The following is a 25,834-nucleotide window of genomic DNA, read 5'->3' on the forward strand; positions in this document are numbered from 1 at the left end:
GGCGCCCGGTGTGCAAGACGTCCAATGTCCAACGGCTGGCCAGGGGGTATTCCATGAAAACAGTGATCGCATTAACGGCGACCTTGATGCTGGCCGGCTGTGCCAGCAACGGCGTGGTGGCGTCACGGCCGGCCGATTGCGCCAAGCCCGGAGCCGACCAGGAACTGGCCTTGAACATGGCCGAAGACATGGCCAACGAGGGTCGTTTATACGCCAGCCTGGCGAACCTCGAACGCTTGCCCGAGGACTTGGTCCAGGTTCGCCTGCGCAAGGCTCGGGTGCTGCGCCTGATGGGCCGGACCGAGGCCGAACCGTTGTACAAAAGCCTGCAGGGCACTTGCCTGGCCGCTGACGGTGAGCATGGCCTGGGTCAATTGGCGGCCGCCAAGCATGACAATGCGGCCGCTGCGCAATACCTCGAACGCGCCGCGAAAATGGCCCCGACCGAGGGCAAGATCCGCAATGACCTGGGGGTTGTCTACCTCAATCAACGACGCATTTCAGAAGCCCGTTTCGAGTTCATGACCGCCATGGAGCTCCAGCAGTCCGACACGCTGGCCGCGCTCAACATGGTGACCCTGCTGATTTACCAGGACAACTGGAAGCAGGCCGCCGAACTCGCGGACATGGCCAAACTGAGCCCCCGGCAAGTGGCAGATGCCCAGGCCCGTGCGGAAAAGATCAGGGGCTCGGCCCCTCAGGCAGTGACATCACCCGCCAACCGCTTGACCGAGGTTGTCGATGCTTCAACCGGCGCCGTCAAGTAGAGCGTTACGAGGAGTCCAGGAAATGATGAGCAAACAATTGATGATCGTATGCATGGTGGGCCTGTCCACCGCCGCCTGGGCCATTGAGCCAGGCCCCTCCTCGGCCGCACAGAAAGGCACCGAGAGCTGGATGCAACTGCAGATTCGCGGCGTGGTGGCCTCCACCACCCTGCAAACCGCCTCTGCCGCCGAGCGCGAGATGGCCATGCAGCGTTGGCTCAACAGCTTCAATTACCCGATCCCGGAGTTCTTTGACCAGGACTCGGCAGGAGAAATCACCAGTAGCAAATGAAACACGTGGGAAACGAAAAGACCGCAGCCCTCGACAGCGCCTACATTTGATCCGATGTAGAAACTGCCGAGGGCTGCGGTCTTTTGGTTTGAACGGTCGGCGGACCACCGGAAAAACCTCGGGGAGCAAGCTTGCTTGCGATGTCGGTCGCACACTCAACACCTTCATTGACTATCACGCCGCTATCGCGAACAAGCCCGCTCCCACAATGGGCCTGTGCTGAACACAAGACTCATGGACACCCAAGATCACCTGTGGGAGCGAGCTTGCTCGCGAAGGCGGACTGACAGCCAACACCTTCATTGACTGCCCCACCGCTATCGCGAGCAAGCTCCACAATGGGACTGTGCTGAACACAAGACTCATGAACACCCAGGATCATTTGTGGGAGCGGGCTTGCTCGCGAAGGCGGACTGACAGCCAACACCTTCATCGACTGACCCACCGCTATCGCGAGCAAGCTCGCTCCCACAATGGGACTGTGCTGAACACAAGACTCATGAACACCCAGGATCACTTGTGGGAGCGGGCTTGCTCGCGAAGGCGGGCTGACAGCCAACACCTTCATCGACTGACACACCGCTATCGCGAGCAAGCTCCCACAATGGGACTGTGCTGAACACAAGACTCATGAACACCCAGGATCATTTGTGGGAGCGAGCTTGCTCGCGATGGCGGACTGACATTCAACACCGTCATTGACTGTCAAACCACTATCGCGAGCAGGCTCGCTCCCACATTGGACTTGCGGCAGGGCACGGGGAATCTACATATTCCCGAAGGCCCTGAACACACCAATCATGGCCGGACCAATGGCAACCAGGAAAAAGCTCGGCCACAGGCAGAAGATCAACGGGAAGATCAGCTTGGTGCCAATCTTGGCCCCCATTTCTTCCGCAGCCTGGGTACGCCGGTCGCGAAACTCATCGGCGTAGATCCGCAGGGTATCGGCCACGCTGGTGCCGAAGCGGATACTTTGCGCCAACAGGCTGACCAGGCCCTGGATATCCTCCAGACCGGTGCGCACGGCCAGTTGCTTGAGGGCCTCGGTGCTGGTGATGCCCGCGCGGATCTGCGCATTGACCAGCGCCAGTTCCTCGGCCAGTTCAACCTGGCTGACCGACATCTCTTCAGCCACCCGCTCGATCGTCGTGGGCAGGGCCAGGCCCGATTCGACGCAAACCACCATCAGGTCCAGCGCATCCGGGAACGCGGCGCGCAGCCGGCCTTGGCGCGCCTGCTTGCGTTTACCGACGTAGATCGCCGGCAGCAACCAACCGATTCCCGCGATGAGGGTGATCGCCAGCAGACCAATGGCCACTGAAACCTTGACCATCGGCAGCAGCAACAACGCAACGCCGACCAGCAGCAGCGGCAACATCAGGCGCACCGCCCAATACATCTGCACCGCCGAGGCAGAGCGGTAACCGGCATGGGTCAGCAAGGTCTGGGTGGCGGACGTGTGGGCCTGGTCGGTGGAGGCAAAGCGCTGGCCGACCCGTTCCAGCAAGAGCTGCAGGTTACTGGGCGCCCCCTGCCCCACAGTGTTGCCAGCGTAACCGCGCTTGATCAGCGCCAAGCGCCGCTGCACCGGATCCTGCAAGCCCAACATCAATAGCATGAGCGCGACGACCGCCAGCACCGTACTGACGCCGACCACGGTGACGAACAACAGGCGTGCCAGCTCTTCGTTGCCGGTAAACCGACTCAATAATCCGAGCAAAAAGTCCATGACTGAAACCTCTCGGCGCAACAGCGCTTAAACCTGGATCCGGATGATCTTCCTTATCCAGAAAATCCCGATCAACATGGCGCAGAACGCGCCGATGATCAGCTTGTGCCCTATAGGGTCATTGATCAGCACCGGCATGTAGCTGGGGCTGGTGAGCACGATGGCGATCGCCAGCACGAACGGGATCGCCACCAGCACCCAGGCCGACATGCGCCCTTCCGCCGACAACGTCTTGATCTTGCGCTGGAACCGGAAACGCCCGCGTATCAACCGACTCAAGCGCTCCAGCACTTCGGTCAGGTTGCCGCCGGTCTCGCGGTGGATGAGGATCGAAGTCACCAGCATCATCACCGTCATGCTCGGCATCCGCTCCAGCAGGCCGAGCATGGCCCGGCGCACGTCGTTGCCATAGTTGATGTCGGAAAAGGTCATGCCGAATTCCTGGGCGACCGGTCCCTTGTGCTCCTCGGCGACCAGGCGCAGGGTTTCGTTGAACGGGTGCCCGGCGCGCAAGGCCCGGCACATGGCGTCCAGCGCATCCGGCAAACCTTCCTCGAACGCGGCGAAACGCTTGTTGCGGTCACGCAGGATTTTCAATACCGGCACCCAGGTCACTGCAAAGGCCGTCAGCAGCGCCATCCACCAGACGGGCGAGACCATCAACACCAGGGCACCGGCCGCCACCCCCAGGACCAGCCCCAGCAACATGACCCGATAGGCCCGGTATTCATGACCGGACTGCTCGATCAATTGCGTCAGGTTGGCCATGAACGGCAACTGCTCCAACCGGGCTTCCAGGGGTGAGAGGCGAGTCAGGTACTTCTGCCGAAGCACGGTCTGCATGTTGGGTAAGTGGTTGGCCTTCTCCAGCACATGCAGGCGCCCGCGAATGCGCTTGCGCATTTTGCCGGCCTCGCCGAACACCGGCACCACCACGCCCTGGGACAACAAGAACACGGCGATGAATACCATGCCAAGGAACATCAGGATGAATTCACTGGGGATACTGTTCATGATGTCCGGCCCTCCATCCACTCAGGGCGAAACAAGGTCAGCGGCAACTCGATGCCGCGCTTGGCCAACACATCGCGGAACGCCGGGATCATGCCACTGGGCCGATATTCCCCAAGCACCTCGCCATGTTCACCCATGCCCTGGCGCACGAAGGAGAAAATTTCGGTCATGGTGATGACCTCCCCTTCCATCCCGTTGATCTCTTGCATGCTCACCACACGCCGCTTGCCGTCTTCTTGACGCTCCAGTTGGATCACCACATCGATGGCCGAGGCAATTTGTTGACGCATGGCCTTGATCGGAAACGTCGCCCCGGTCATCGACACCATGTTCTCGACTCGCCCCAACGCATCCCGTGCCGTGTTGGCGTGAATGGTGGTCAGCGAACCGTCGTGGCCGGTGTTCATCGCCGTGAGCATGTCCATCGCCTCGGCGCCACGCACCTCGCCAATGACAATGCGGTCCGGACGCATCCGCAGGCTGTTGCGCACCAACTCCCGCTGGCTCACCTCGCCGCGCCCCTCGATGTTCGACGGCCGGGTTTCCAGGCGTACCACGTGAGGTTGCTGCAGTTGCAACTCGGCCGAATCCTCAATGGTGACGATGCGTTCGTTATGGGGAATGAAACTCGACAGCACGTTGAGCATGGTGGTCTTGCCGCTGCCGGTCCCGCCGGAGATCAGCACGTTCAGGCGCCCGCGAACGATGGCCTTGAGCAGCAAGGCAATGGCCGGGGTCATGGTGCCGACCTGGATCAGGCTCTCGGTGTTGAGCAGGTCCACGGCGAAACGCCGGATCGACATGCTCGGACCGTCGATAGCCAGCGGTGGAATGATCGCGTTGACCCGCGAACCGTCCTTGAGCCGGGCGTCCACCAAGGGCGAGGACTCGTCGATACGGCGACCCAGGCTGGAAACGATGCGGTCGATGATGTTCAGCAAATGCTGGTCGTCGCGAAAACGCACGTCGGTGCGTTGCAACTTGCCGAAGCGCTCGACATAAACCGAGGCAAACCCGTTGACCAGGATGTCCGATACGCTATGGTCGGCCAACAGCGGTTCCAGTGGCCCGAGGCCGAGCACTTCATCGGTGATCTGCTTGATGATCAACTGCCGGCTGACGGTACTCACCGGTGCCGAATGTTCCTCGAGCAGACGCTGGCAGATATCGCGGATCTGCCGCGCGGCCTCGACTTGTTCAAGGGCATCGAGCAACGACAGGTCCATGACCTTGAGCAGTTGCTGGTAGATCTTTTCCCGCCACTCGGCCTCCACCGGCGTGACCTGGCTGCGGGTCTCATACAGCACGTCCGGGATGGCCTGCTCCCAGGCCATCAAGGCGTCTGTCGGGTCAGGCAGGCCGGCGCCGGGCTGGGAGCCCACTGAAGCGCCAGGTTTGGCGGGCTGTTTGCGCAAGCGGTTACGAAAGTCGCTGATCATGGGTCATCCCCCGAAAAAACGGTTGAAGGCACGTTTAAGCAGGCCCTTGTCGGTGGCCATCTGGTGACCGACCAGGTCTTCGGTCAAATCGCGCAGGGCGGCGGTAATAGCCGCCTTCGGCGCATGCAGCCCCAACGGCACACCAGTGTTCTGACTCTGGCTGACCAGGTTGAAGTCATTGGGCAATTTCGACAGGTTCGTGCAACGCAGGGCCTCGCCGATGTCCTTGAGGCTGACGGCGGCGGATTTGTCATAGCGGTTGACCACGATCTGCAACTGATCCCCGCGCACGCCCAGGTCTTCACGCAGGATCCGCACCAGGGCGCTGGCATCGCGCAGGTGGCTGACGCTCTGCTGCACCACCACGTACACCCGGTCCACCTGCTCCAGCACCGAGCCGGTGAGGTGATCGATCTGCCGCGGCAGGTCCACCACCACCCAGTCATAACTGGCGCGGGCAAGTTGCAGCAGGGCGTCAAGCTGTTCCGGTTGGGCGTCCTGGGGCAGGCACAATTCGCCAGCCCGGCCACCCAGTACATGCAGGGTCGGGCTGAAGTGGCTGCAAAAACCCCGCAGCGCGACGCTGTCCATGTCATCGATCTGCTGCAGCACTTCCAGATGGCTGTGGGACTGCGCCACGTCCAGGTAATGGGTCACGCTGCCAAATTGCAGGTCCATGTCCAGCAGCAAGGTATTGCCTGCCCGGGCGCTGAGCTGCTGGGCCAGGTTGCATGCCACCAGGGTTCCACCGGAGCCGCCCTTGGCGCTGATCACGGCAACCAGCTTGCCTTCGTTGCCACTGCCCAGGCGCACATCCGCGACCAGGCGATTCAACGCCGCCACCAATTCGGTATCTGCAATGGGTTCGGGCAGCACGTCGCGAGCACCGGCCTGCATGGCCAGGCGCATGCTCTCCTGCTCACTCAGCAGACCGCACACCAACATGGGGGGGCGTTCATGGGCCGGACGTTGCAGCAAGGCTGACAATTCTTCGCGCCACAGGTGGCTGACGCGCAGCAACAGCAGGTCGGGCATGCGGTCCAGACCATAGAGTGGATCGACGTGCCCGTTGCTCACCAGGCGCGTGCTCACCTCAAGGCCGGGCATGCGCTGGCAGACACATTGCAAATCGCGCAGCGATGTGGCGTCGCGGCTGCTGATCAGCAGCCGCAGCCCGGCCTTGCCGGTGGTGCTCACAAGCGGAGTTTCCCGAGTATTCAGCATGGTGTGATCTCCCCTGAATCGGTATGACGCCCAAGGCTTTCGCGTGGCAAGGTTGCCCTGAAGGCGGGCAAGGTAATGGGCACGCCCAGTCCGGGAATGAACAGGTTGAACACGAAGTTCTGTACGCTCAACTGGACGTAGCGGATGGCACGAAATCCTGTGACGCCGGACGTGTCGGCGGGGTTTGCCACCACGGCACCGTTGACGTCCAGGTAGGTCAACGCCAGGTTCGAGGTCGTCAGGTTACTGATCAGTTGACTGGAGCCTGAATCCGTCGCCGCGTTGAAGATGGCTCGACGCAACACCACCGGGTCGCTGATATTGCACACCGCGGCCAGCCGCGCACCGCGCCGCGCGGCTTCATCCAGGGCGTTGACGGTGAAATACAACCGGCCCATCTCCACCACACCGAACAGCAGGGTAAACACCAACAGCCCAACGAAGGCGAACTCCACGACGTAAGTGCCGCGCATGTGCTTATTGTTCATCAGAGCGCCCTCATGACAGTGGTCGCCACCAACTGGATGCCCAGCGGAATGGCGTTGCCAAAAAAACCGGGGATCGATCCATTGCAGCTGCCCGCACCAATCACCGGGCAGAAGGTGTAGGTAATGGTGACGCGCACATGATCGACGCCCACGGCGGCGACCTGCACGTTAGCCGTGGTCAACCCGGACACCACGGCGGTTCCGGTAGCGCTGGGCACGCCATACACCGCAACGTTCTTCGTTTGGGTCAGGAGCGTGCTACCCAAGGCGACGGCGCCGAGGGTGGAGTTCCACGCCTGGCTGGCGACGAAGCGGTCGGCATCGCGACTGGCCTGCAACAGCACGTTGTACTGGTAGAGCATGCGACCGAACTCGCCGAAGGCCAGCAGCAACAACAGCAGCAACGGCAGCACCAGAGTGAACTCCACCAGCGCCACGCCTTGCTGGGCTTGCGGTGGCTTGAATCGGGCAAGTCTCATGACGCCTCCTACGAGTCGGTGCTCGGAGTGCCGCTGCTGTCGAGATAGGTTTTGTAGAGCTGGATGATCTGCGGGCCGGCGTCGTTGTAGGGCGTCGGGCCGGGGACGTTGTCACCCTCGCATTCATGGACGAACTGGCCGAATATCTGCGCCTGGGTACCACCGCCGTTCATGGGCTGCACGACGAAATAGCAGCCGAACCCCAGCACAGGAATCGAAGTCGAGCCCCCTTGTTTGCCGGTGCAGTTGCCGATCACGATTTTCAGCATCCGGCGCTCGAAGACCCCGTTGCTTTGGCAGCCACTGCCGCTTCCCGCCACACAGGCGGCGACCTGGGTCCGCCAGTCGTTGTAGTCCTGTATCGCCTCGCCGCCCGCCGAGAGATCGCCACCATTGGAGGTGACGGGCTGCCCTTTGTATTGCGGCCGCGCGAGCGTGTCGTTGTAAGTCATCGCCGGTGAGCTCGAAGTCGTCACCAGGTCCGGCGGATAGTCGGATGCGCTGACCGGACCGTTGTAGATGCCAAAGCGTGTGTTCAAACCCTGGGACGCGGGACCGACGGTGTTACCCGGCGAAGTCTGGACATTGTCCCCCACCGTGCGGCAGACCGCGCCGCCACCCGCCAGATCCTCACGGACCGAACTGCCGCCCGAGCCGAAATCAAGCAGTTGGAAGTTGCCCGGCCCGATCGGCGAGGTATTCCCCGCCGCTGTCTTCAAGACCACCAGGTCGCCAAAGCGATAGCTCCAGAAGTTGCCGGCGCCAGGGTCGTATTGAGCAGGGTCGCCGCAGACCATCAGGGGCGCCATGTCACAAGGAGAAGTGGGGCTGGGACCTGCGGTTGCAATCGCCGCCACGCGCTTGGCGCCCAAGCCGGCACTGCCCATCGTTTGCACGAAACTCCAGAAGAACCCGCTCAACTGATAGCTGGACACCGACACTCGTACGTATTTGGCATCGGAAGGCCCTGGATAGGAGAACGGGCCGTAGACACTGCTGGACAATTCCACCACGGCAAACGCACCTGGGTTGCCGGCGACGGCGGTCGCCAGTTCGGTGTTGCCGGCGGCGTTGGCGTTTCTGTTGAGCGTGTCCAGGGCCGCCGCACGGGTGGTGCTGGCCATGTTGATGCTGCCACTCACCTGGCTCAGGGTCTTGGCGCCACCCAGGGCCGCGGCATCCACCGCATTTTGCAGGCGCGTCTTGTTCAGCAGCATGTGCCCGCCATCGAGGGCCAACGCCGCCATCATGGAAATCGCCACCAGGGCGATCACCATCAGTACACTCACCGCCCCTCCCTGGCGCCGGATATTGGCATTCATCATCGAGCCCTCATACAACGTTTGAGGATCGGCATGGCCAGGGCCGCAAGGGCCTGGCATGGAGGTGTCACTCAGCGGACATTGATCACGCTGCTTTCAATCCCACGGATCAACGTGATCGCCCCGCCTTGCGGCTTGGCACTGCGCTGCACCACAGGTTTTGGCACTGGGGCTGCCGCCACCGCCATGACCGGCGCAGGGGCTGGCGGCGCAACGGCCACAGCCTTCTTCTCCAGGTTCAAGGGGTTGCGCAAGGCCAATTGCAACTTGCCCTCGGTCTGTGCAGTGACCAGCAATTCCGCTTCGGTGGCGGACATTTCCAGGGTCACGGCCCGCACCACCACCGGTTGGGTCTTGTCGGTGCCCGCCGTCTGGTCCACGGCCAGCACCCGCAGGTTTTCCAGGAGGGTCCGGGACGTCGCGCTATTGCTGCCGGCACTGGTGGTCTTGGTCGCCAAGACATCGACCCGGTTGCCCGGCAAGAGGAAGCCACCCACGCCGACCACATCATCCACACGTACCGAAATGGCGCGTTTGTCCGGTGCGATCAGCGAAGCCAGGGTGCTGCCACCCAGGTGCTCACTCAGCCGCGCGCCCCGCACGATGTCGCCGCGCAGGATGTCGAAGGTGGCGATCTTGCCCACGGCCTGCTCGCTGGAATCGAAGGCGTCGTCCGGGATCGTGTCCATGGGCATGCGCACGGTCGTGACCTGCTGGGCCTCGACCATTTGCCCGAAGGGGATTTCCACCGTGGCGACCACCACGCTTCGCAAATGATCATCAGGGGTCGCGTTGAGTCGTGCGCTCAGCCAGGAGTCAGCCATCCATGCGGCACCAAGGCCCATTACCAGGGAAACGCCTATCAGGGGAAGCGTACGAGAGCTCATGTCGGTATCTCCAGATCAAAGGAAGTCGAGCTGAACGAAGTAGTTGTGCCAGGCCCATTCCAGCTCTTGCGGCGACAGGGGTCCGGAACCGCCCAGGTAGCGCTGGCGGTCAAGCGCCATGTTCAACAGGTCACGGGGATGGCAAGGCACCAGCGGCATGCCTTCGCCGGCATACAGTCGCTGCAGGACATAGCGCACCAACAGCGGGTCATACGGGATGCCCAGGCGTTCGCACTCCTGGCGCCAGATCTGTTCGTATTCCTCGGGTTTGAGGTAACCGAACTGCACCTTGTAGCCAATGCGCCGCAGGAAGGCCTCGTCGGCCAGTTCGAGGGGATTGAGGTTGGTGGAAAACACCAGCACCAGGTCGAATGGCAGTTCGCAATGCCGACCGCCACCGAGGTTGATGAAGTCGCGTTTTTCCTCCATGGGCACGATCCAGCGATTGAGCAACTCGGCCGGGGCCATGCGCTGGCGGCCCATGTCATCGATGATGAACAGGCCGTTGCTGGCCTTGAGCTGCAACGCCGCCTGGTATTGCCGGGTGAACGGGTCGTAGCGAACATCCAACTGCTCCATGTTCAGCTCGCCGCCAGTGATGACGATCGGGCGTTTGCAGCACAGCAGTCGACGATCAATGCCTTCGTTGAGCATCAGGCTGTTGGATTGGCCATTATCGTCCAGGCGCTGGTGCACCTGCGGGTCGTAGATCTCGATCACCGACTCGTTGATGACAATCGCGTGGGGCACCCAGATGGCTTCGGCAAACAACCGGATCAGCCGGCTGCTGACGTAGGTCTTGCCGGTGCCTGCCGGGCCGTAGATCATGATTGCCCGTCCGGAATTCAAGGCCACGCCCAACTGGTCGAGCATGCCCTGGCTCAGCACCAGGCCGGCCAAGGCCTGGTTCATGTCCTTGGCGGTAATGCGACCGTGATGGATGGTCTGGATCTTGATCAGCGAGCGATACGTGCTCACCGGGAACGGCGCCGCGCCGATATAGCCACTGCGGGCCAGGGCATCACGGGCCGAACTGCGGCCGCGCTCGGTCAGGCCATAGCGCAGCGTCTGCACGCCGGTCTGCCCCAACTGGCCCAGCACTTCGACGCGACCGTCCTTGCGCAGGAACGCCAGCACTTCCTCCAGCACCGCGCCGGTCAGGGCCAGGCGCTCCACCAGCCGCGACATGTCCAGCACGCCGCCATCGTGCAGATGCTTGCACACCAATTCACCGAGAAAGCTGTCGGTCAGGCCGGTGTCGCGAATGGTGCAGGGTTGTGGCGCCAGGCGTTGGACCGCTTCCCGTTCGCTGGGATAGGCATCGCTATCATTGATGACGTGCATGACTAGACTCCCCAGCCGCCGGCAACCAATTGCCAGTAGACGCTGTTCAAGGTGCCGATCAGGATCGCGATCGAATAAGGAAAGGGTTTGCCGGCCACTTCATCGGAAGTCGGCGCCAGATAGGACTGGGCTCGCACAATCAACCAGTAGCGTCCCAGGGTCTGGAGCAGTTGGCCGCGGGCCAGGACGATCAGGAAACCGCATACACCGCCGGCGATCAGGCTGAACAGGGCCGCCCACAGTGCGTAATGAAAAGGCAGGAAGCTGCCGACCATGGTCATCAGCTTAACGTCACCGGCGGCCATGCCACCGACCGCATACATGGGCAGGAACAACCCGAAACAGATCAGCATGCCCAACAGGCTGTCACCCAGGCCACCGATCCCACCGGTATAAACCTGGCCGGCCAACCCCAAGGCAAGGCCCAACAGGACCAGCGTATTGGGGATGCGGTGGCGACGCAGATCGCTCACCACCGCCACACCCAGCAGTCCTAGCAGCAGTACCGTCGACACCAGCAGTTCCATGGACATGATGCGTCTCCTTAGGGTGATTTTCGTTAGCAGGCGACGTTGCTATTGACGACTTGGCACAGCGCCCGGATCTTGGTGTCCACGGCGCCGCCCAGAAGGACGAATGCCGCCGCTACCAACACCGTGATCAAGCCACCCGCCACCGCGTATTCAACGATGGTCAGGCCGTCTTCATCTTTGGCGAACTTGCTGATCGAAGTTTTTATTGTCTGGAGAGTCATTTCATGAACCTCACGCGCGGAAGAAGTACTGTTATGAACTTGGTTGGAGGGGACAGCGCGAAGTCCATTTGATTGATTCGTTGTACTCACTGCAAAAGAGTCGCAAGCGTTATTCCTTGATAGTTACCGTGTCCCCAGGCATGTGCTTGCTTACGTGCAGGCCACGTTGCCGTTGACTGCCTGGCACAGTGCACGGATCTTGGTATTCACGGCCCCGCCCAGAAGCACAAACGCCGCGGCCACCAATACGGTGATCAACCCACCGGCCACGGCGTATTCCACGATGGTCAGGCCATCTTCATCTTTGGCGAACTTCAGCACCGAAGCCTTGATTGTTTGAAGAGTCATTTCGCACACCTCATCGGGTTGTTTATCAGGGGCAGTACATTGCGAACTGCCTGATGCAACCCTAGTCAGCAGGTGGTCGTTGCCGTTAGGAGGATTTTGCACATCGCTAGGATTTTTTTGCGCCGGATGGGGAGGCCCCGGGACGGAAAACCCAGCCCCGCGACCGCACGAACGGGCGCCCCATGACGAGGGGTGGCGCTAAAGCAGCGGACTTTTATAAAAATTTATTCGGCGAAGTGATAGCACAGTGACAATACTGCTAGCTAAAGGGCAGGAAGAACCTCTGGGTAGTCGTCCTATGGCGCCAAGTCTGACTGAAAAACCAAAGCTGTTATGGTTCGATCTGACTCACGATCGGTCCACCAAGGAACTCGCCTCCCAGTTTCAGGACACGTGCGACTGCACGCTGGCAAAAAATGCCATGCTGCCCAGCGGGGAACAGGTCGACATGATCTGCATCCACTTCGATCGCCCGGACACACCAGGCTTGCGGCGCCTGCTGGAGATCAAGCGAACCGTTCCGACCATCCCCATCACCATGTTCACCGTGCAGCACTCCGAAGAACTGGCGGTGTGGGCCATGCGCTCCAGCGTCTGGGAATACATGGTGCTGCCCTTGTCAGCCGTCGAGCGAAAACGCTACCTCACGGCCGTGACGCAACTGTGCGAGCTGCGCCGCAATGCCAATGGCCGGGGAAAGACCTCGCAGATCGACCACTCCCCGACCCTGCCGGACAGCATTCGCCTGACCTCCGGGCACCAGAAGCACCAGGCCCTCAGCCACATCATGCTGTACATCGACCAGCATTTTCGCGAAAGCATCGATCAACGCGATCTGGCCAAGCGCTGCGGCATGACCACATTTCGCTTCAGCCGGGTGTTCAAGGAAGCCAACGGGCTCGGCTTCACCGACTACGTGCTGAACAAACGCATGAGCTTTGCCAAGGAACTGCTCGATAACAGCCAGATGCCCATCACCAGCATCGGCTACGAGGCAGGCTTCAAGGACCCGTCCTACTTCGCTCGCGCCTTCAAGCAATACGCCAGTTGCACCCCCAGTGAGTACCGGCTTGCGTACCAGATGCGCAGCGCAAACCCTACACCACCACCTCCGGATGAGGCGGCTCTGGAAGCGATTGAAAACCTGGTGCACAGCCTTGAGGGCTGAAACGGCTTTTCACACCCATTGATCTCTTGCCTTCTCAACTTGTGTCTAAATAATAATATTCGCGCACTGCCAACTTAAAAAAACAACACACAGCCAACATTTACTACGCATGGGACGTCCGACTGAAACAACATGAATCATCATGTATTCATCCGTAATTCTTTTTTGACTGAAGCCAACTCTGTCACCCTTGCATAATGCCGATCTGGTGAAACGGGCTCAACCTCCGCAGACCGTTCCAGATACAGCAGGAGCAAACCCTCTACTTGGATGCTTCAGAAAAAATCAAATAGAGTGCTGATGGGTATATGAAGGCAATCAGTTTAGTAGGCGCACAAAAGTTAAGCCTGGTGGATCAAGACAATCTCGAAACGCTCCCCTTTGATGGTGTAGAGATAGAAATTGTACTGTCCGGTATTTGCGGAACAGATCTGGCTGTACTAGCAGGGCGTGAAGAGGGGCAAATAGGCATCGTTCGTGGTCACGAAGCAGTCGGCATCGTTGTCAACGTAGGGCCAGGTGTAACACGCCTGCGTAAAGGTATGCGTGTAGTTGTCGACCCCAACGAGTATTGCGGCAACTGTGAACACTGTAATTCAGCTAAAACCCATCTGTGTACAGGTGGCTCAAATGCCGGCCTGAACATCGCTGGCGTCAACGAGCACGGTACATTTGCAGAGCGCTTCATAACACAGGAGCGTTTCGTACACGGCCTCCCAGACGATATGAGCTGGGAAACAGCCGTCCTGATTGAACCCGTAGCGTGTATTTTGAACAATATCGATAAAGCCTCCATTAAAGCGGGAGAGCGTGTGCTGCTTCTAGGATCGGGTCCAATGAGCCTGGTTGCACAAATACTGTTGCGTGCCATGGGTGTCCAGACATGCGCAACCGATTTGAATACCTTTCGAATTGAATTCGGGCGATCGTTAGGTTTGGATATTGTGCCTCCCGACGAACTTGAACCCAGCCGGCATGATCAAGAACAATTTGATGTTGTCATAGACACCGTTGGCAATCAACTCGAGACAGCCGCCAATAGGGTTTGTCGAGGCGGCAGGATTGTCCTGTTCGGATTTAACGGAAACTATAAATACTCACTTCCTGTAAAGCATTTCCTGGTCAATGCCATCAGCATCATTGCTGCCGGCGAGTACAATCAGCACTTTCCACAAGCGCTGCGCATGGCCCATAGACTTCCTGAACTTGGAAAACTAGTCACGCATCGTTATCCCCTTGAAGCGTATTCAGCAGCGTTCGATAGCTTATTGAACGATCCATCTGCACCCGCGATAAAAAGCGTTTTCACACCAAACCCAAAATATCTGTCACGCTAAATTTCACAAACATTCCAATATGGACCCCCTATGAAAGTTACTGTTTTTAGTCAAGTCTCCATTGACGGTAAACTCACGCTCGGCAATGAAGCATCCAGCAAACCGCTTTTTCAGCATTTCGACGATGAAGACATGCGCTTTATCCATAAATTTCGCGGCGAAGTAGATGCCATAATGGTCGGGCGTAATACGATTATCACAGACGACCCTCAATTGACCAATCGGTATGAGTCCGGTCGTAATCCTGTGCGTATCATTCCTACGACATCGCTTAACTTTCCAGCCTCTGCGAAAATCTTGAGCTCTCCCGAACACACTATCATCGCAACGACAGAAGAGGCACGTGACCACGAGATGGTCGAGCAAATCCGCGCACATGGTAAAGAGGTCCTTTTTGCAGGAACCGCACGAGTCGACTTCAAACAGCTCTTCCCGATGCTCGAAGCTCGCGGAATAAATCACATCATGGTCGAAGGGGGTGGCCACCTGAACTGGCAGGTATTCAATCTTGATCTAGTCGACGAAATCATGCTTATGCAATTGCCTATCATCATTGGCGGCTCAGACACTACCACACTCATAGACGGTGAGGGATTCCAGGACATCGAGATGACAAAGTCATTCAAACTGCATGAATTTGAAGCGCGGTCGCATTATAACTTCTTGCATTTCAAGCGCACCCCTAAACAGCAGCGTGCGCATTGATGCTGGCTATCCAAGGGTTCATTTTTGATATGGATGGCGTCCTGGTTGATAGTGAACCGGTCCATATGAAACAAGAAAGAGACTCCTATGCGCGCTACGGCGTGATACTTGATGAAGCAGAACTGTCGCGCTTTGTAGGAACTACGCAGCATTTTATGTGGAGCGCCATCAAAACTGAATACAGGCTTGCACAGTCTCTGGATTGCCTTATAGCGGAGCATCATCAGCGGTTGGTGGATGCGTTGAATGCAGAGCCCCTGCCCCCCCTGCCTGGTGTGACACAACTTCTCGGCACTTTAAAAAAAGCAGGAATACCCTGTGCAGTCGCCTCTTCCTCTGCTCAAGAACTCGTTGAGCTTATTTTGCGTAGCGCTGGGCTACGGTCTTTTTTCAACGAAATAGTTTGTGGCGATGACGTTAAACATAGCAAACCCGATCCCGAGATTTTTCTCATGGCTGCCAAACGCCTGGGGGTCCCACCCTCGTCCTGTGTGGTGGTTGAAGACTCTACCCATGGCGTGGCGGCGGCAAAGGCCGCCAACATGTTTTGTATTGGCTTGCTCAATCCCCATTCAGGGCAGCAGAACCTGAGCGCGGCGGACTTATGTGTTCACCAGCATAGCGAAATAAGCCATTGGTTTTTCGGGCAGTAAAAAACATGAAAACACTGAATATTTCAGACTGGACCTGGATTAACGCACCAGAGCGATCATCCATCAGCGACCACGAAATAATTATCCACACCACACCCGACACTGATTTCTGGCGAGGTACCTATTACGGCCTGGAGTATGACAATGCGCCGGCCATTGTGTCTGCAAGCAAGGAACAATACTGGACATTGAAAGCAAAAGTATCTTTTGCCTCAAGCGCTTACTTCGACCAATGTGGCCTGTTTATCTATCAGGATAAAAACAACTGGATGAAAAGCGGCATCGAATATCAGAGCAATGGCTTCCAACAACTGTTCTCGGTCGTGACCAACAATGGTTTTTCGGACTGGTCCATGGTCAATTTCGATCGTATCACCCAAACCATGTACTACCGTTTGAGCCGAAGAGGCAGCGACTTCCTCCTTGAAAACTCGGTTGACGGGACGGATTTCAGCATGATGCGCATGTTTCACATGTTTCATGCAGAAGAACTGGTTCAATTCGGATTCTTTGCCAGTAGCCCGGGCGACTCCTCTTTCGCCGCGCACTTCTCGCAGATCGAATGGACTGAATGCTGCTGGAAAGAGCACGGCGCCCCTCGTTTCTAATCTCAAGAGTCATATACATAATGCTCTCTCCTCCTACCCCTAATCGCCATGCGCTTTATGCTTGCTATGCAGCCATGATGTGCTTGGCCATGGCACTCAACTTTCTACCGGTCTACCTGACCACGTTCAGTGATGCGTTTGGCCCTTCGTCCGGGCTGACAAAGGAACAACTTGGGCGAATTCCCGCAGTCATGTTCCTCAGTTTTATAATGGCAATTCTGATCACTGGACCACTGGCAGACAGAGGGGACGCCAGGCTGATTATTCTCTCTGGGCTGATGACCACTTTATTCGGCTTGGGCCTTGTGGCCTTTGCACCGTCTTATACCTTTCTGCTGCTCGCTGTTGCCGTAATGGGGTTTGGTGCAGGTGTGCTGGATATGATCCTCAGCCCCATTGTCGCAGCCTTGCAACCCGAACGCCGAAGCGCCGCCATGAACTGGCTGCATTCGTATTTCTGCATCGGGGCTGTAAGTGCGGTGTTGATCGCAAGCATCGCGTTGAAATGGGATATTTCCTGGCGCCTGGTTGCCCTGGGTTTGATCATCGCGCCGCTGGCAACCTTTCTATTGTTTACACGATTAACGTTACCGCCCTTGGTACAGGAGCACGTGCAGCGTGAATCCATGCCCGCGCTTATCAAGCAGCCTTATTTCATCGCCTGCATGATCGCTATCTTCCTGGGTGGGGCAACGGAAACGGGACTGTCCCAATGGCTACCCGCTTTCGCTGAGCAAGGATTGGGTTATTCGAAAGAGGTGGGTGGCTTTGTGCTCGCCGGTTTTTCCGTTGGCATGGCACTCGGGCGCATTGCCGCCGCCCTGCTGCAAGATCGGATACCCGCCATTTCACTGATGCTGGGATGCTGTGCCGTTACCGTCCTCCTGTTTTTTGTGATCAGCTTCGCCCCCAGCCCTGCGATGGCGTTAACCGCTGCCATCGCCGCAGGGTTCTCAGGCAGTTGCCTATGGCCAACAATGCTTGCCATTACTGCAGATGCGTACCCTCAAGGTGGAGCAACCATGTTTTCTGTACTGACCGCCTCCGGTAATGCTGGGTGCAGTCTGATCCCATGGCTGGTAGGGATTATTTCAGCGCACTCGGATTTGCACACCGGTTTACTGGCCGTCACGCTCTGCCCCGCAGCCATGATGCTATTACTCGTATGGATGTCTCGTTGGTCACGCAAGCATCCCTACCCTTGTGCAGGTGTTCCCCGGATTTAGTCCGGATGCCAATGGCCGGGGAGAGCCTCGTAGCTCGACCACTCCCCACTCCCCGGCCCCGCTGGGCAGGCAGCCCTGACTCAAGGGGCGAGCTTTCTTCTCTCGATAGGAATGGACAGGACAATGCTGGTACGCGTCTCTCCGTACGCGTTGATTTTCGCAATGATGTCCTCGATTTCAGCCATGGATCTGGCGTAGATCCGGATCAGATAGGAGTCGTTTCCCGTGATGTGCAGGCACTCGACGACTTCGGGTATGTCGGTGAGTGTTGCTATTAATTTGGATTTCGCCGGCTTGAGGGTGGTGATGCCGACGACAGCCGATATGCCGTACCCCAACTTGGTTGGATCTAACTGAGCGTGATAGCCCTTGATGACTCCTGAGTCTTCAAGTTTGCGCAACCTGTCATTGGTGGCAGGAATAGAAAGACCTGCGTGCTTGGAAAGCTCTGTGATGGAAATGCGACCACAGTCCTGTACCTTACCCAGGATTTTGACGTCTATACGATCCATGTGCATTTTCCCCGGTTAAAAGTATAAATTTTAATGAAAAGCCCGCGTTTTTCATTAAAAAAAGCATGCACCAAAATAAAGCAGAGCGCTAGTCTATTTCCAGCCTGAAAGCCTGAGGGCAATCAATAGCCCTGCTCTTTAGCGTGACGCACTCATAATAAAAATATTCTCTCCAGGGATGGTGTTCGCATGGAAGATGAGAAGATAACGTGTGGAAAAAAGTCATACTCATTCACTCAGCACATTGGCACGCAAGTACTAAATTTTCGCCGCTTCAAGAAGGACCAGGTCCTGATGTACTTGACGGGTGTCGGTTTCTTTTCGGTGGGTGCCAAGTGCTTCATCATCAGTCAACTGGGTACCGACCCATTAGACGTCTTGATCATTTCTATCGATAAAATACTTATGCTTGGCATGGGCATTTGTTCGGCGATCGTGTCCCTATTCTTCCTGACATGGTGGATGCTCTGGAACAAAAAATACCCGCCGATAAGTCCCTTTATTACAACAACGCTGACCGGTCTGTTGATTGACCTCTGGTCATGGTTGGGGCTCGGAGAGTATTTGATCGCGAGAATGAATGAGTACATGTTATTGGCGACGGGGCTGATGTTATGTGCCTACTCCTCCGCACTGATCATCATGAGCGGTATTGGAATCAGAATCATGGACCTCGTGGTACTGACCATGGTCTCCAAGTGGGGCTGGTCATTCACCAAAGCCAAAATGATCATTGAAATCGGCATCTTTTCGGGTGGATGGCTTTTAGGCGGCCCGTTCGGCGTGGGAACGATTGCATTCCTCCTAGTGATCGGCCCACTTATTCAACCCTTCATGAACATGAATGCCAAGCGCTTTTCTCTCAAGAACTATGGATTGATTCGCGCTTCATCCGCCTACTAATACCCATAAAGATAGTTGCCATCCGTGGCAGCGGGATTGTTTCGCCTCGATTTTTTTCAATCGATGATACTGATAGCAACTTCCGTGATGAGGAGTGAGAAAGATGGACACTACAAAAAATAAAAACTGGACCTTGGAAAGCAGCCCGGCAAAACTGGAAGAAATACTCCCTGGGGGCGTCGTCAAGTGTCATCTTTCCCCGCGAAACTGTGTCATACAGGAGGGTAAGGTAGGTTTTTGCAAAGTGCGCGGAAACCGAGGCGGCAGACTCGTTACATTGAACTACGGCAAAGGCGTTCACAGCACGGAAGAAACGATCGAGACCGAAGCCGTTTTCCACTTTGCCCCTGGAGAGAGGATCCTGTCCCTGGGCAATATCGGCTGCATGCTCAACTGCGGTTATTGCCACAACTGGAAGACCTCGCAAGCCAAGTACGTCACCGACAAAGACGTTTACTACTACACCCCTGAACAAGTTGTGGAAACCGCACTCAAGCACGGAATACGCGTCATTTCCTGGACGTATAACGACCCCGTTGTCTGGCATGAGTTCATCCTCGACACGGCAAAACTGGCCAAGGAAGCGGGCCTGATCAACCTGTATAAATCGGCGTTCTTTATCAGTGAAGAAGCCATTGATGAATTACTGCCGGTCATCGATATATTCTCGATTTCGCTGAAATCCATTTCCCCGGAATACTACCGCAAGGTTACCACCGGCTGGGTAGAGCCAGTCCTGGCGGGTATCAAGAAGGTCTACGACGCCGGCAAATATGTCGAGGTCAGCACCTTGATGGTGACCGACATCAGCGACGACGAGGAAACGGCCCGGAAAATCAGCCAGTGGGTATTGGATGAGCTGGGCCCGAATGTGCCGCTGCACTTCGTCAGGTTCCACCCCGATTACAAAATGAGCAACAGCATCCGTACCCCTGTGGACCGGCTGCTGAAGGCTCGGGACGTTGCTCGGAGCATGGGCGTAGAGCATGTCTATCTGGGCAACGTGAATGACGTCGAGGGAACCAACACCAGTTGCAATAACTGTAACGCCCTGCTCGTCACCCGCTACGGTTTGAACGCTGAAATCATCGGGCTGGACAGCAAGGGTTGCTGCTCTCAATGCGGGCACGATGCGCATTTCAAATTGCTGGGCGAACACCCGGCGAACGTTCCTGTCGAGCTGCCAGAGGAAGTGCTGAGCGCTTACGAGAAACGCAAGTTCGAGTGGCATGGGGATATCGTGTCGCTGCACGCCCAAGTGCTCAATACCGAAGATTTCGAACAGACCGTCTACCTGCGGCGCAACTATACGGACGGGCACAACAGCGATTGGAAATCACTGACGCTGCGGCCACATGAAAGCTATCGATTCATTATTGCCAAGGCACGCATCGATGAAACCGGTCCTGAGGTCTGGCTCCCCGACGGGGTGAACTCGAACCTTCATGAAGTATTCGACAGGGCTCACTTCCCCACGGATTCGATTGAAGAAATTGGTATTTCGCAAAACGACATTACCCCGACCATTGGTTACGAGGGCAAGCAGAACATGTATGAACAGGTCATCAAACTGGTCAGCCAAGCATGAAAGTGTCTACTGAAATACTTCATATCAAGGTCGATGACCGGGACGCCCGTCCTTCGGTCACGCCTATTTATCAGTGCAGCGCCTTCAGCGCTGACTCGGCCTTCTTCTACTCAAGGAAGGCCAATCCCAACGTGAGTGAATTGGAACAGGTTGTCGCCTCCCTGGAGGGCAGCGAATATGCCCTGGCCTACAGCACCGGGATGAGCGCCATCTACATGGTGTTGGAACTGTTAAAACCGGGCGCTTCACTGGTCATCAACAAATACATCTATGGCTGCTCTTATAAATTGTTCCAGCGATATGCGGCACGCATCGGCGCACACCTGACGATTCTGGATCTCACCACGCAAGACGGGTTGAATGCCTTGCCGGCGAACGTCGACATGGTCATTTTCGAAACACCGACCAACCCGTTCCTGAAAGACATTGATATTCATGCGGTCAGCCGGGCCGTCAAGCAAAACAACCCGCAAGCGCTGGTGGTGGTTGACAATACTTGGGCCACGCCGATATTTCAGAAGCCGTTGAACTTTGGCGCCGACATTTCACTGTACAGCGCGACCAAATACTTCTCCGGGCATAGCGATGTCATGGGCGGCCTGGTGCTGGTCAACAGTGAAATGATTTACAACCGCCTGCTAGAGGGTCGCTTTTATTCAGGCACGATATTAACGCCCAATAGCGCGTGGCTGCTTCGCAGAAGCATGCAGACGTTCAACCTGCGCATGGAAAAGCACAGCCAGACGACAGCAAGCATGCTCAGCTATCTGCGCGAGCTGCCTTTTATTGAGCATGTCTATTACCCACGCGTCGATGGCAAACAACTGACCGGTTATGGCGGCATTGTGTTTGTTGATATTCGACCCGACCTGGTTCCCTTCTACAAAACGTTCACCAGCACGCTCAAATGGTTTGGCACGGGCACGGGAATGGCCTGCGTGACGTCGATGGTTGCCCAACCCTTCAGCGGCAGCCATGCCTCGATGACGGATCAGGAAAAAGCGGACATGGGCATCGAGAAAGGCCTGGTTCGATTGTGCTTTGGCCTGGAGGACCTGGATGACCTCAAGGAAGACCTGCTGCAGGCATTCGAAGCCATGGAGAGCAAGGTCGATCAAGAAAGCTCACTCGATCCTGCGTAGCGGGTGTTGATCATGAGCAACGGGCCTTCAATGGCTCGTTGCTTTTTTACGGAGAAGCGAAAGTGTCCAGCGCATTCGAAAGCACGATATTCGACGCCCCCATCCTGAACGTCATTCACCTACTAAACTCGATTGCTCAAGAAAACCCGGAGGCCATTTCCCTGGCCTCCGGTCGACCCGATGATGAGCAGTGCGACCCTTCACTCATCGACAGGGGCCTGGCCCAATACAAAGATCACATTGCCGGCACCGGACAGTCACTTGCGACGCTGCTGTGCCAATATGGAAAAACCGCTGGAATCATCAATGAAATAATCGCCAGCCATTTGCAGGTGGATGAAGCGATCAACGTTTCCAACCCTGAAAGCATTGTGGTGTGCATGGGCTTCCAAGAAGCCTGCACCTTGACGCTCCTGTCCATTTTTGAAGGCGGTGGGGTTTTATTGGTACCTGATCCGGTGTTTTCCGGGATCACGGGTATCGCAAAATTGCTGGGTATAAAAATAGTCCCCGTCCCCATGGCTGCCTTTCTTGATCCGATCACCCTGCGCAGGCTCATCGAAGCACTGGAATCCAGAGGTGAAAGAATCAAGGCGCTTTATGCGATTCCGGACTTTAGCAATCCTACCGCCGACAGCCTTTCCCATGACGACAGGAGAGCCATGCTCTCTCTGGCCGATGAAAAGAAATTTTTCATCCTCGAAGACACTGCCTACCGTTACTTCAGATACGAAGGCGATTCCATTGCGTCCATGAAGTCCATCGACAGCCGTCGGGTGTTCTTGCTGGGCTCCTTTGCCAAATCGATTTTCCCAGGCTTGCGCATGGGCTATGTGGTCGCCCCAGAGGGCACTGGGGTCATGTCCTTCAGCGGCCGATTGTGCAAAGCCAAAAGCCTGATCACGGTGAACACCCCCGCCCTGTGCCAAGCGGTTGTCGCAGGCTTGCTGATCGAGCACAGCTACTCGTTGAAAGGGCTGAACCAACCCAGGGTGCTGTCTTATACAAAGAAAAGAAATCACATGCTTGAATGCCTTGAGCGCGAATTTCCACTCAAAGCCGGCGCTCAAAGAGCGGTCAGCTGGAATCAGCCGACAGGCGGCTTCTTCATCAATGTGCAGTTGCCTTTCGTCTTTGGATATTCTGAAATGCGCGAATGCGCCAGGCTGTTCAAGGTGATTGTATTTCCCACCACGTTGTTTTCACTGATGAATGAGGCCACCACCCAGGTCAGGCTGTCGTTCAGTAATGCAACCACCTCGCAAATCACCCAGGCGATAGGCCGTTTCAGGGCGTACGTCGAGTTCAGGCTGCAATAAAACGTCTGCATGCATCGCAGGGGGATACCAAGGTTTATGCCTCGCTCAGCGAGGCATAAACTCCAGGTCAGGCTCCCGTGGCCAGCATGACGCCAGTGGCGACCTGGTACGCCCCCAGGATGGTGATGGTTGCCCCTGAAAGGTAGTTGATCAACCTTAGCTTCGATTGGGCAATCCGCGTCTTGAAAATGGAAGAGAACCCGCTCAACCCCAACCACCAGGCCGCCGAGCCCAGGAATATACCGGTCACCATTGGCAGCACTGCGTACTGGCCACCTTGATCACCGGCCATGCCGTCACTCAATGCAGCAAATATCGCGATAAACGACAAGATGGTCATGGGGTTGGACAGAGTCAGGAACAGCGTGGTCGAGTAGGCTTTGAACATATTGGCCCGCTCGCCCGCCATGGCCGTCGAGCCGCCCTTTGATCGTATTGTCTGATAGCCAATGTAGGCGAGGAACAACCCTCCAAAGATGCACAACCAGGGTTTGAAGCTGATGAGCGTCGCAATGATGGCGGTGACACCCAGGGCACCGATGAATCCATAGATCGAATCAGCTGTGGCCGCGCCCAATCCCGTCGCGAAACCGGCTCTCCACCCAAGCATCAGACTTCGCTGTATGCACAACAGCCCAATGGGTCCTACAGGGGCTGCAATGCACAGCCCAATGACCATCGATTTAACGAAAACCAGCATAAATGCATCTCCAGAATGGGTACTGGAAGGTTAGGAGAAGTGCATTTCTTTAGGAATGAACTATTAATCTTCCTAGGCGTTTTCCCTTAAATTTTGCAGGAAGTATTCTTCACTCCCCTTCAATATTAAGGAAAATCGTCGCCAGCCCCCTCAGACAAGGCAAATCGCTGGTTAAAGGCCCGTGAGCGCCGGATACATAACCTTGGGCATTGAGATGGCTTTTTTACGCGCATAAAAAAACGCCGCTCAAATGAGCGGCGTTTTTTTTGAATTTGGAGCGGGAAACGAGACTCGAACTCGCGACCCCGACCTTGGCAAGGTCGTGCTCTACCAACTGAGCTATTCCCGCAAATGGCGTCCCCTAGGGGACTCGAACCCCTGTTACCGCCGTGAAAGGGCGGTGTCCTAGGCCACTAGACGAAGGGGACACACTAACTGAAACACATGGTGTGTATTTCAGTGCCCAAATCCGCACCCGAAGATGTCGGCTCTGGCTTCACTCAGCCCTGCCCGAAAGCAACGCTGTTTAAAATTGGAGCGGGAAACGAGACTCGAACTCGCGACCCCGACCTTGGCAAGGTCGTGCTCTACCAACTGAGCTATTCCCGCATTGGCGTCCCCTAGGGGACTCGAACCCCTGTTACCGCCGTGAAAGGGCGGTGTCCTAGGCCACTAGACGAAGGGGACACACGTACAACATTCACTGCTTAGAGCGTTTGGCTGAGTGCTTTACGCTGTAAGTGGCGCGCATTCTATGGATGGATTGAGGGATCGTCAACCCCCAGATATAAATTTATTTAAATCAATGACTTCGCCCGGTTTGAGGGCGATCCATACATTTTGCCCGCCCGGTCTCTGACGCCTATATTCTGTCGCCCGTCGAGGCGCTATAGTCGCGCCCGGCAAATGATGGCAATGTGCTCCCGCCCGGTCATACTCCCTATAAACAGCACGACGCCCGTCTAATCGCTTCGCTCGGGCCTATGCGCTTAAAAGCCAAGCCACTACACTCATGACATGCGTACCCTAATAAAGAGGTCTTACCGGTGACACCACTCATGATCACCCTGCTCGTCGTAGCCGGGATCGCCCTGTTGATCGCCATTGGCTACATGAACCACGTGGTGGAAAACAACAAGCTGGAAAAGGTCCGCTCCAAGGTAGAACTCAACGACCGCATGCGTCGTTGTGGCGAGCTCACCGAAACCTTTCCCGGGCAGTTGATGACCCCTGCCCTGAAGTTGTTGATGACGCGCCTTGAGATGAATGTCTGCCAGCGCTTGCTGAACCTGGAGAAGACCAATGCCGCGGTCAAGGCACGGCTGGACGAACTGAGCGCACTGGCAGCCCAGGGTGAATCGATCCCGGTCAACAATCCGCCAGCGCCGATCCAGACCGAAGCCAAGGCCAAGGACGTACGCTTTCTGCTCGAGGCCTTGCACGGCCAGATCACCCGCGCCGCCCAGGATGGTTTCCTGCCGCCCAACGAAGCCAAGCGCTGGATCCGTGAAGTGCGGCACATCCTGGTGCTGCTGCACATCGAGTTCTTCAACAACCTCGGCCAGCAGGCCTTGCAGCAAGAACAACCTGGGCAGGCCCGCCTGGCCTTCGAGCGCGGCGTGCAGTACCTGCGCAAGCAACAGGAACCACAGGTCTACGCCGAGCAACTGGCCTATCTGGAAAAGCTCCTGGCCCGCGCCAATGCCCAGGTCTTGGCCAGCAGCCAGCCGGTCGAGGGCGAGGTCAACCAGTTGACCGAAGGCCTGAAGGACGACGAAATAAACGACGAGTGGAAGAAGAAGAAGGTCTACGACTGAGATTACAGAGCGGGATCGAGCGCCCTTGTGGCTCGACAGCCTGCTCTTGCAGGGCCAGCCCGACGC

The 25,834-nt window shown here is 56.9% G+C and carries 27 protein-coding genes and 4 tRNA genes; 13 read left to right on the forward strand and 18 right to left on the reverse strand.

The window, feature by feature from the left end; all coding sequences use genetic code 11:
- The first annotated feature begins 53 nt into the window (after positions 1-53).
- Entirely contained in the window at positions 54-767 is a 714-nt protein-coding gene (locus ACMTA2_RS23985) for a tetratricopeptide repeat protein (RefSeq protein WP_413792061.1), read from the forward strand.
- A 22-nt stretch (positions 768-789) separates the two neighbouring features.
- The gene (locus ACMTA2_RS23990) at positions 790-1,059 is read left to right on the forward strand and encodes a DUF3613 domain-containing protein (RefSeq protein WP_413792062.1); all 270 of its coding nucleotides are present in this window, start codon (positions 790-792) and stop codon (positions 1,057-1,059) included.
- 766 nt (positions 1,060-1,825) lie between these two features.
- Here the strand turns inward: ACMTA2_RS23990 and ACMTA2_RS23995 are convergent.
- From ACMTA2_RS23995 to ACMTA2_RS24050, 12 genes are all read right to left on the reverse strand, one after another.
- Positions 1,826-2,791, reverse strand: a complete 966-nt coding sequence (locus tag ACMTA2_RS23995) for a type II secretion system F family protein (protein ID WP_413792063.1) — start codon at positions 2,789-2,791, stop codon at positions 1,826-1,828.
- Between the two features lie 27 nt (positions 2,792-2,818).
- Entirely contained in the window at positions 2,819-3,805 is a 987-nt protein-coding gene (locus tag ACMTA2_RS24000) for a type II secretion system F family protein (protein WP_413792064.1), read from the reverse strand.
- A complete protein-coding gene (locus tag ACMTA2_RS24005) occupies positions 3,802-5,244 on the reverse strand; it encodes a TadA family conjugal transfer-associated ATPase (RefSeq protein WP_413792065.1) in 1,443 nt (480 codons plus the stop codon). Before ACMTA2_RS24005 ends, ACMTA2_RS24000 begins: the two co-directional genes overlap by 4 nt.
- Positions 5,245-5,247: 3 nt before the next feature.
- Positions 5,248-6,468 (reverse strand): AAA family ATPase, encoded by a 1,221-nt coding sequence (locus tag ACMTA2_RS24010; protein ID WP_072345792.1) that lies wholly within the window; start codon positions 6,466-6,468, stop codon positions 5,248-5,250.
- On the reverse strand, positions 6,462-6,956 hold the full coding sequence (locus ACMTA2_RS24015) for a TadE family protein (RefSeq protein WP_413792066.1): 495 nt from the start codon (positions 6,954-6,956) through the stop codon (positions 6,462-6,464). Before ACMTA2_RS24015 ends, ACMTA2_RS24010 begins: the two co-directional genes overlap by 7 nt.
- Positions 6,956-7,435 (reverse strand): TadE/TadG family type IV pilus assembly protein, encoded by a 480-nt coding sequence (locus ACMTA2_RS24020; protein WP_072345788.1) that lies wholly within the window; start codon positions 7,433-7,435, stop codon positions 6,956-6,958. Before ACMTA2_RS24020 ends, ACMTA2_RS24015 begins: the two co-directional genes overlap by 1 nt.
- Before the next feature lie 8 nt (positions 7,436-7,443).
- Positions 7,444-8,760 carry a TadE/TadG family type IV pilus assembly protein gene (locus ACMTA2_RS24025; RefSeq protein WP_413792067.1) on the reverse strand — a complete coding sequence of 439 codons (1,317 nt, stop codon included), beginning with the start codon at positions 8,758-8,760 and terminating at the stop codon, positions 7,444-7,446.
- Positions 8,761-8,828: 68 nt separating this feature from the next.
- Complete coding sequence (cpaB, locus tag ACMTA2_RS24030; RefSeq protein ID WP_072345784.1) at positions 8,829-9,644, reverse strand: Flp pilus assembly protein CpaB; 816 nt, start codon at positions 9,642-9,644, stop codon at positions 8,829-8,831.
- Between the two features lie 15 nt (positions 9,645-9,659).
- Complete coding sequence (locus ACMTA2_RS24035; RefSeq protein ID WP_413792068.1) at positions 9,660-10,988, reverse strand: DUF8689 domain-containing protein; 1,329 nt, start codon at positions 10,986-10,988, stop codon at positions 9,660-9,662.
- A 2-nt stretch (positions 10,989-10,990) separates the two neighbouring features.
- Positions 10,991-11,521, reverse strand: a complete 531-nt coding sequence (locus ACMTA2_RS24040; protein ID WP_413792069.1) for an A24 family peptidase — start codon at positions 11,519-11,521, stop codon at positions 10,991-10,993.
- A gap of 26 nt (positions 11,522-11,547) precedes the next feature.
- A complete protein-coding gene (locus ACMTA2_RS24045; protein ID WP_413792070.1) occupies positions 11,548-11,742 on the reverse strand; it encodes a Flp family type IVb pilin in 195 nt (64 codons plus the stop codon).
- 150 nt (positions 11,743-11,892) lie between these two features.
- The gene (locus ACMTA2_RS24050) at positions 11,893-12,090 is read right to left on the reverse strand and encodes a Flp family type IVb pilin (protein ID WP_092255763.1); all 198 of its coding nucleotides are present in this window, start codon (positions 12,088-12,090) and stop codon (positions 11,893-11,895) included.
- 298 nt (positions 12,091-12,388) lie between these two features.
- Here ACMTA2_RS24050 and ACMTA2_RS24055 point away from each other — a divergent pair, with 298 nt between their 5' ends.
- From ACMTA2_RS24055 to ACMTA2_RS24080, 6 genes are all read left to right on the forward strand, one after another.
- Positions 12,389-13,258: a response regulator transcription factor gene (locus tag ACMTA2_RS24055; RefSeq protein WP_413792071.1), complete on the forward strand. Its 870-nt coding sequence runs from the start codon at positions 12,389-12,391 to the stop codon at positions 13,256-13,258.
- 308 nt (positions 13,259-13,566) lie between these two features.
- Positions 13,567-14,595: an alcohol dehydrogenase catalytic domain-containing protein gene (locus ACMTA2_RS24060; RefSeq protein ID WP_413792072.1), complete on the forward strand. Its 1,029-nt coding sequence runs from the start codon at positions 13,567-13,569 to the stop codon at positions 14,593-14,595.
- A 30-nt stretch (positions 14,596-14,625) separates the two neighbouring features.
- On the forward strand, positions 14,626-15,300 hold the full coding sequence (locus tag ACMTA2_RS24065) for a dihydrofolate reductase family protein (protein WP_413792073.1): 675 nt from the start codon (positions 14,626-14,628) through the stop codon (positions 15,298-15,300).
- Positions 15,300-15,953, forward strand: a complete 654-nt coding sequence (locus ACMTA2_RS24070; protein WP_413792074.1) for an HAD family hydrolase — start codon at positions 15,300-15,302, stop codon at positions 15,951-15,953. The genes ACMTA2_RS24065 and ACMTA2_RS24070 overlap by 1 nt, the downstream gene beginning before the upstream one ends.
- Before the next feature lie 5 nt (positions 15,954-15,958).
- A complete protein-coding gene (locus tag ACMTA2_RS24075; protein WP_413792075.1) occupies positions 15,959-16,561 on the forward strand; it encodes a DUF1349 domain-containing protein in 603 nt (200 codons plus the stop codon).
- Positions 16,562-16,638: 77 nt separating this feature from the next.
- Positions 16,639-17,787: an MFS transporter gene (locus ACMTA2_RS24080; RefSeq protein ID WP_413795712.1), complete on the forward strand. Its 1,149-nt coding sequence runs from the start codon at positions 16,639-16,641 to the stop codon at positions 17,785-17,787.
- Positions 17,788-17,867: 80 nt separating this feature from the next.
- Here the strand turns inward: ACMTA2_RS24080 and ACMTA2_RS24085 are convergent, their stop codons facing one another.
- The gene (locus ACMTA2_RS24085; RefSeq protein WP_063324875.1) at positions 17,868-18,299 is read right to left on the reverse strand and encodes an Lrp/AsnC family transcriptional regulator; all 432 of its coding nucleotides are present in this window, start codon (positions 18,297-18,299) and stop codon (positions 17,868-17,870) included.
- Positions 18,300-18,488: 189 nt separating this feature from the next.
- Between ACMTA2_RS24085 and ACMTA2_RS24090 the strand changes: the two genes are divergently transcribed.
- The 4 genes from ACMTA2_RS24090 to ACMTA2_RS24105 all read left to right on the forward strand — a co-directional run bounded on the left by ACMTA2_RS24090 (position 18,489) and on the right by ACMTA2_RS24105 (position 23,251).
- Positions 18,489-19,202: a YczE/YyaS/YitT family protein gene (locus tag ACMTA2_RS24090; protein WP_413792076.1), complete on the forward strand. Its 714-nt coding sequence runs from the start codon at positions 18,489-18,491 to the stop codon at positions 19,200-19,202.
- Positions 19,203-19,305: 103 nt separating this feature from the next.
- Positions 19,306-20,790, forward strand: a complete 1,485-nt coding sequence (amrS, locus tag ACMTA2_RS24095; protein ID WP_413792077.1) for an AmmeMemoRadiSam system radical SAM enzyme — start codon at positions 19,306-19,308, stop codon at positions 20,788-20,790.
- Positions 20,787-21,932 (forward strand): PLP-dependent transferase, encoded by a 1,146-nt coding sequence (locus tag ACMTA2_RS24100; RefSeq protein WP_413792078.1) that lies wholly within the window; start codon positions 20,787-20,789, stop codon positions 21,930-21,932. Before amrS ends, ACMTA2_RS24100 begins: the two co-directional genes overlap by 4 nt.
- A 62-nt stretch (positions 21,933-21,994) precedes the next feature.
- The gene (locus ACMTA2_RS24105; RefSeq protein ID WP_413792079.1) at positions 21,995-23,251 is read left to right on the forward strand and encodes an aminotransferase-like domain-containing protein; all 1,257 of its coding nucleotides are present in this window, start codon (positions 21,995-21,997) and stop codon (positions 23,249-23,251) included.
- A 67-nt stretch (positions 23,252-23,318) separates the two neighbouring features.
- Here ACMTA2_RS24105 and ACMTA2_RS24110 read toward each other — a convergent pair whose 3' ends face one another.
- The 5 genes from ACMTA2_RS24110 to ACMTA2_RS24130 all read right to left on the reverse strand — a co-directional run bounded on the left by ACMTA2_RS24110 (position 23,319) and on the right by ACMTA2_RS24130 (position 24,638).
- A complete protein-coding gene (locus ACMTA2_RS24110) occupies positions 23,319-23,951 on the reverse strand; it encodes a LysE family translocator (protein ID WP_413792080.1) in 633 nt (210 codons plus the stop codon).
- A 273-nt stretch (positions 23,952-24,224) separates the two neighbouring features.
- Positions 24,225-24,300: transfer RNA gene (locus ACMTA2_RS24115), tRNA-Gly, on the reverse strand.
- 3 nt (positions 24,301-24,303) lie between these two features.
- A tRNA-Glu gene (locus ACMTA2_RS24120) sits at positions 24,304-24,379 on the reverse strand.
- Between the two features lie 105 nt (positions 24,380-24,484).
- Positions 24,485-24,560 (reverse strand) — tRNA-Gly (locus tag ACMTA2_RS24125).
- A 2-nt stretch (positions 24,561-24,562) separates the two neighbouring features.
- A tRNA-Glu gene (locus ACMTA2_RS24130) sits at positions 24,563-24,638 on the reverse strand.
- A 371-nt stretch (positions 24,639-25,009) separates the two neighbouring features.
- On the opposite strand from ACMTA2_RS24130, the gene ACMTA2_RS24135 reads away from it, so the two are divergent.
- Entirely contained in the window at positions 25,010-25,768 is a 759-nt protein-coding gene (locus tag ACMTA2_RS24135; protein WP_413792081.1) for a hypothetical protein, read from the forward strand.
- The last annotated feature ends 66 nt before the right edge of the window (positions 25,769-25,834 follow it).

The organism is Pseudomonas medicaginis, assembly GCF_965119365.1.
GTDB lineage: Bacteria > Pseudomonadota > Gammaproteobacteria > Pseudomonadales > Pseudomonadaceae > Aquipseudomonas.

What these genes read in the sequence shown, in the direction of transcription:
- ACMTA2_RS23985 (WP_413792061.1), top strand. Translation starts at nt 54, where the DNA reads ATGAAAACAGTGATCGCATTAACGGCGACCTTGATGCTGGCCGGCTGT.
- ACMTA2_RS23990 (WP_413792062.1), top strand. Translation starts at nt 790, where the DNA reads ATGATGAGCAAACAATTGATGATCGTATGCATGGTGGGCCTGTCCACC.
- ACMTA2_RS23995 (WP_413792063.1), bottom strand. Translation starts at nt 2,791, where the DNA reads ATGGACTTTTTGCTCGGATTATTGAGTCGGTTTACCGGCAACGAAGAG.
- ACMTA2_RS24000 (WP_413792064.1), bottom strand. Translation starts at nt 3,805, where the DNA reads ATGAACAGTATCCCCAGTGAATTCATCCTGATGTTCCTTGGCATGGTA.
- ACMTA2_RS24005 (WP_413792065.1), bottom strand. Translation starts at nt 5,244, where the DNA reads ATGATCAGCGACTTTCGTAACCGCTTGCGCAAACAGCCCGCCAAACCT.
- ACMTA2_RS24010 (WP_072345792.1), bottom strand. Translation starts at nt 6,468, where the DNA reads ATGCTGAATACTCGGGAAACTCCGCTTGTGAGCACCACCGGCAAGGCC.
- ACMTA2_RS24015 (WP_413792066.1), bottom strand. Translation starts at nt 6,956, where the DNA reads ATGAACAATAAGCACATGCGCGGCACTTACGTCGTGGAGTTCGCCTTC.
- ACMTA2_RS24020 (WP_072345788.1), bottom strand. Translation starts at nt 7,435, where the DNA reads ATGAGACTTGCCCGATTCAAGCCACCGCAAGCCCAGCAAGGCGTGGCG.
- ACMTA2_RS24025 (WP_413792067.1), bottom strand. Translation starts at nt 8,760, where the DNA reads ATGATGAATGCCAATATCCGGCGCCAGGGAGGGGCGGTGAGTGTACTG.
- cpaB (WP_072345784.1), bottom strand. Translation starts at nt 9,644, where the DNA reads ATGAGCTCTCGTACGCTTCCCCTGATAGGCGTTTCCCTGGTAATGGGC.
- ACMTA2_RS24035 (WP_413792068.1), bottom strand. Translation starts at nt 10,988, where the DNA reads ATGCACGTCATCAATGATAGCGATGCCTATCCCAGCGAACGGGAAGCG.
- ACMTA2_RS24040 (WP_413792069.1), bottom strand. Translation starts at nt 11,521, where the DNA reads ATGTCCATGGAACTGCTGGTGTCGACGGTACTGCTGCTAGGACTGCTG.
- ACMTA2_RS24045 (WP_413792070.1), bottom strand. Translation starts at nt 11,742, where the DNA reads ATGACTCTCCAGACAATAAAAACTTCGATCAGCAAGTTCGCCAAAGAT.
- ACMTA2_RS24050 (WP_092255763.1), bottom strand. Translation starts at nt 12,090, where the DNA reads ATGACTCTTCAAACAATCAAGGCTTCGGTGCTGAAGTTCGCCAAAGAT.
- ACMTA2_RS24055 (WP_413792071.1), top strand. Translation starts at nt 12,389, where the DNA reads ATGGCGCCAAGTCTGACTGAAAAACCAAAGCTGTTATGGTTCGATCTG.
- ACMTA2_RS24060 (WP_413792072.1), top strand. Translation starts at nt 13,567, where the DNA reads ATGAAGGCAATCAGTTTAGTAGGCGCACAAAAGTTAAGCCTGGTGGAT.
- ACMTA2_RS24065 (WP_413792073.1), top strand. Translation starts at nt 14,626, where the DNA reads ATGAAAGTTACTGTTTTTAGTCAAGTCTCCATTGACGGTAAACTCACG.
- ACMTA2_RS24070 (WP_413792074.1), top strand. Translation starts at nt 15,300, where the DNA reads ATGCTGGCTATCCAAGGGTTCATTTTTGATATGGATGGCGTCCTGGTT.
- ACMTA2_RS24075 (WP_413792075.1), top strand. Translation starts at nt 15,959, where the DNA reads ATGAAAACACTGAATATTTCAGACTGGACCTGGATTAACGCACCAGAG.
- ACMTA2_RS24080 (WP_413795712.1), top strand. Translation starts at nt 16,639, where the DNA reads ATGTGCTTGGCCATGGCACTCAACTTTCTACCGGTCTACCTGACCACG.
- ACMTA2_RS24085 (WP_063324875.1), bottom strand. Translation starts at nt 18,299, where the DNA reads ATGGATCGTATAGACGTCAAAATCCTGGGTAAGGTACAGGACTGTGGT.
- ACMTA2_RS24090 (WP_413792076.1), top strand. Translation starts at nt 18,489, where the DNA reads ATGGAAGATGAGAAGATAACGTGTGGAAAAAAGTCATACTCATTCACT.
- amrS (WP_413792077.1), top strand. Translation starts at nt 19,306, where the DNA reads ATGGACACTACAAAAAATAAAAACTGGACCTTGGAAAGCAGCCCGGCA.
- ACMTA2_RS24100 (WP_413792078.1), top strand. Translation starts at nt 20,787, where the DNA reads ATGAAAGTGTCTACTGAAATACTTCATATCAAGGTCGATGACCGGGAC.
- ACMTA2_RS24110 (WP_413792080.1), bottom strand. Translation starts at nt 23,951, where the DNA reads ATGCTGGTTTTCGTTAAATCGATGGTCATTGGGCTGTGCATTGCAGCC.
- ACMTA2_RS24135 (WP_413792081.1), top strand. Translation starts at nt 25,010, where the DNA reads ATGATCACCCTGCTCGTCGTAGCCGGGATCGCCCTGTTGATCGCCATT.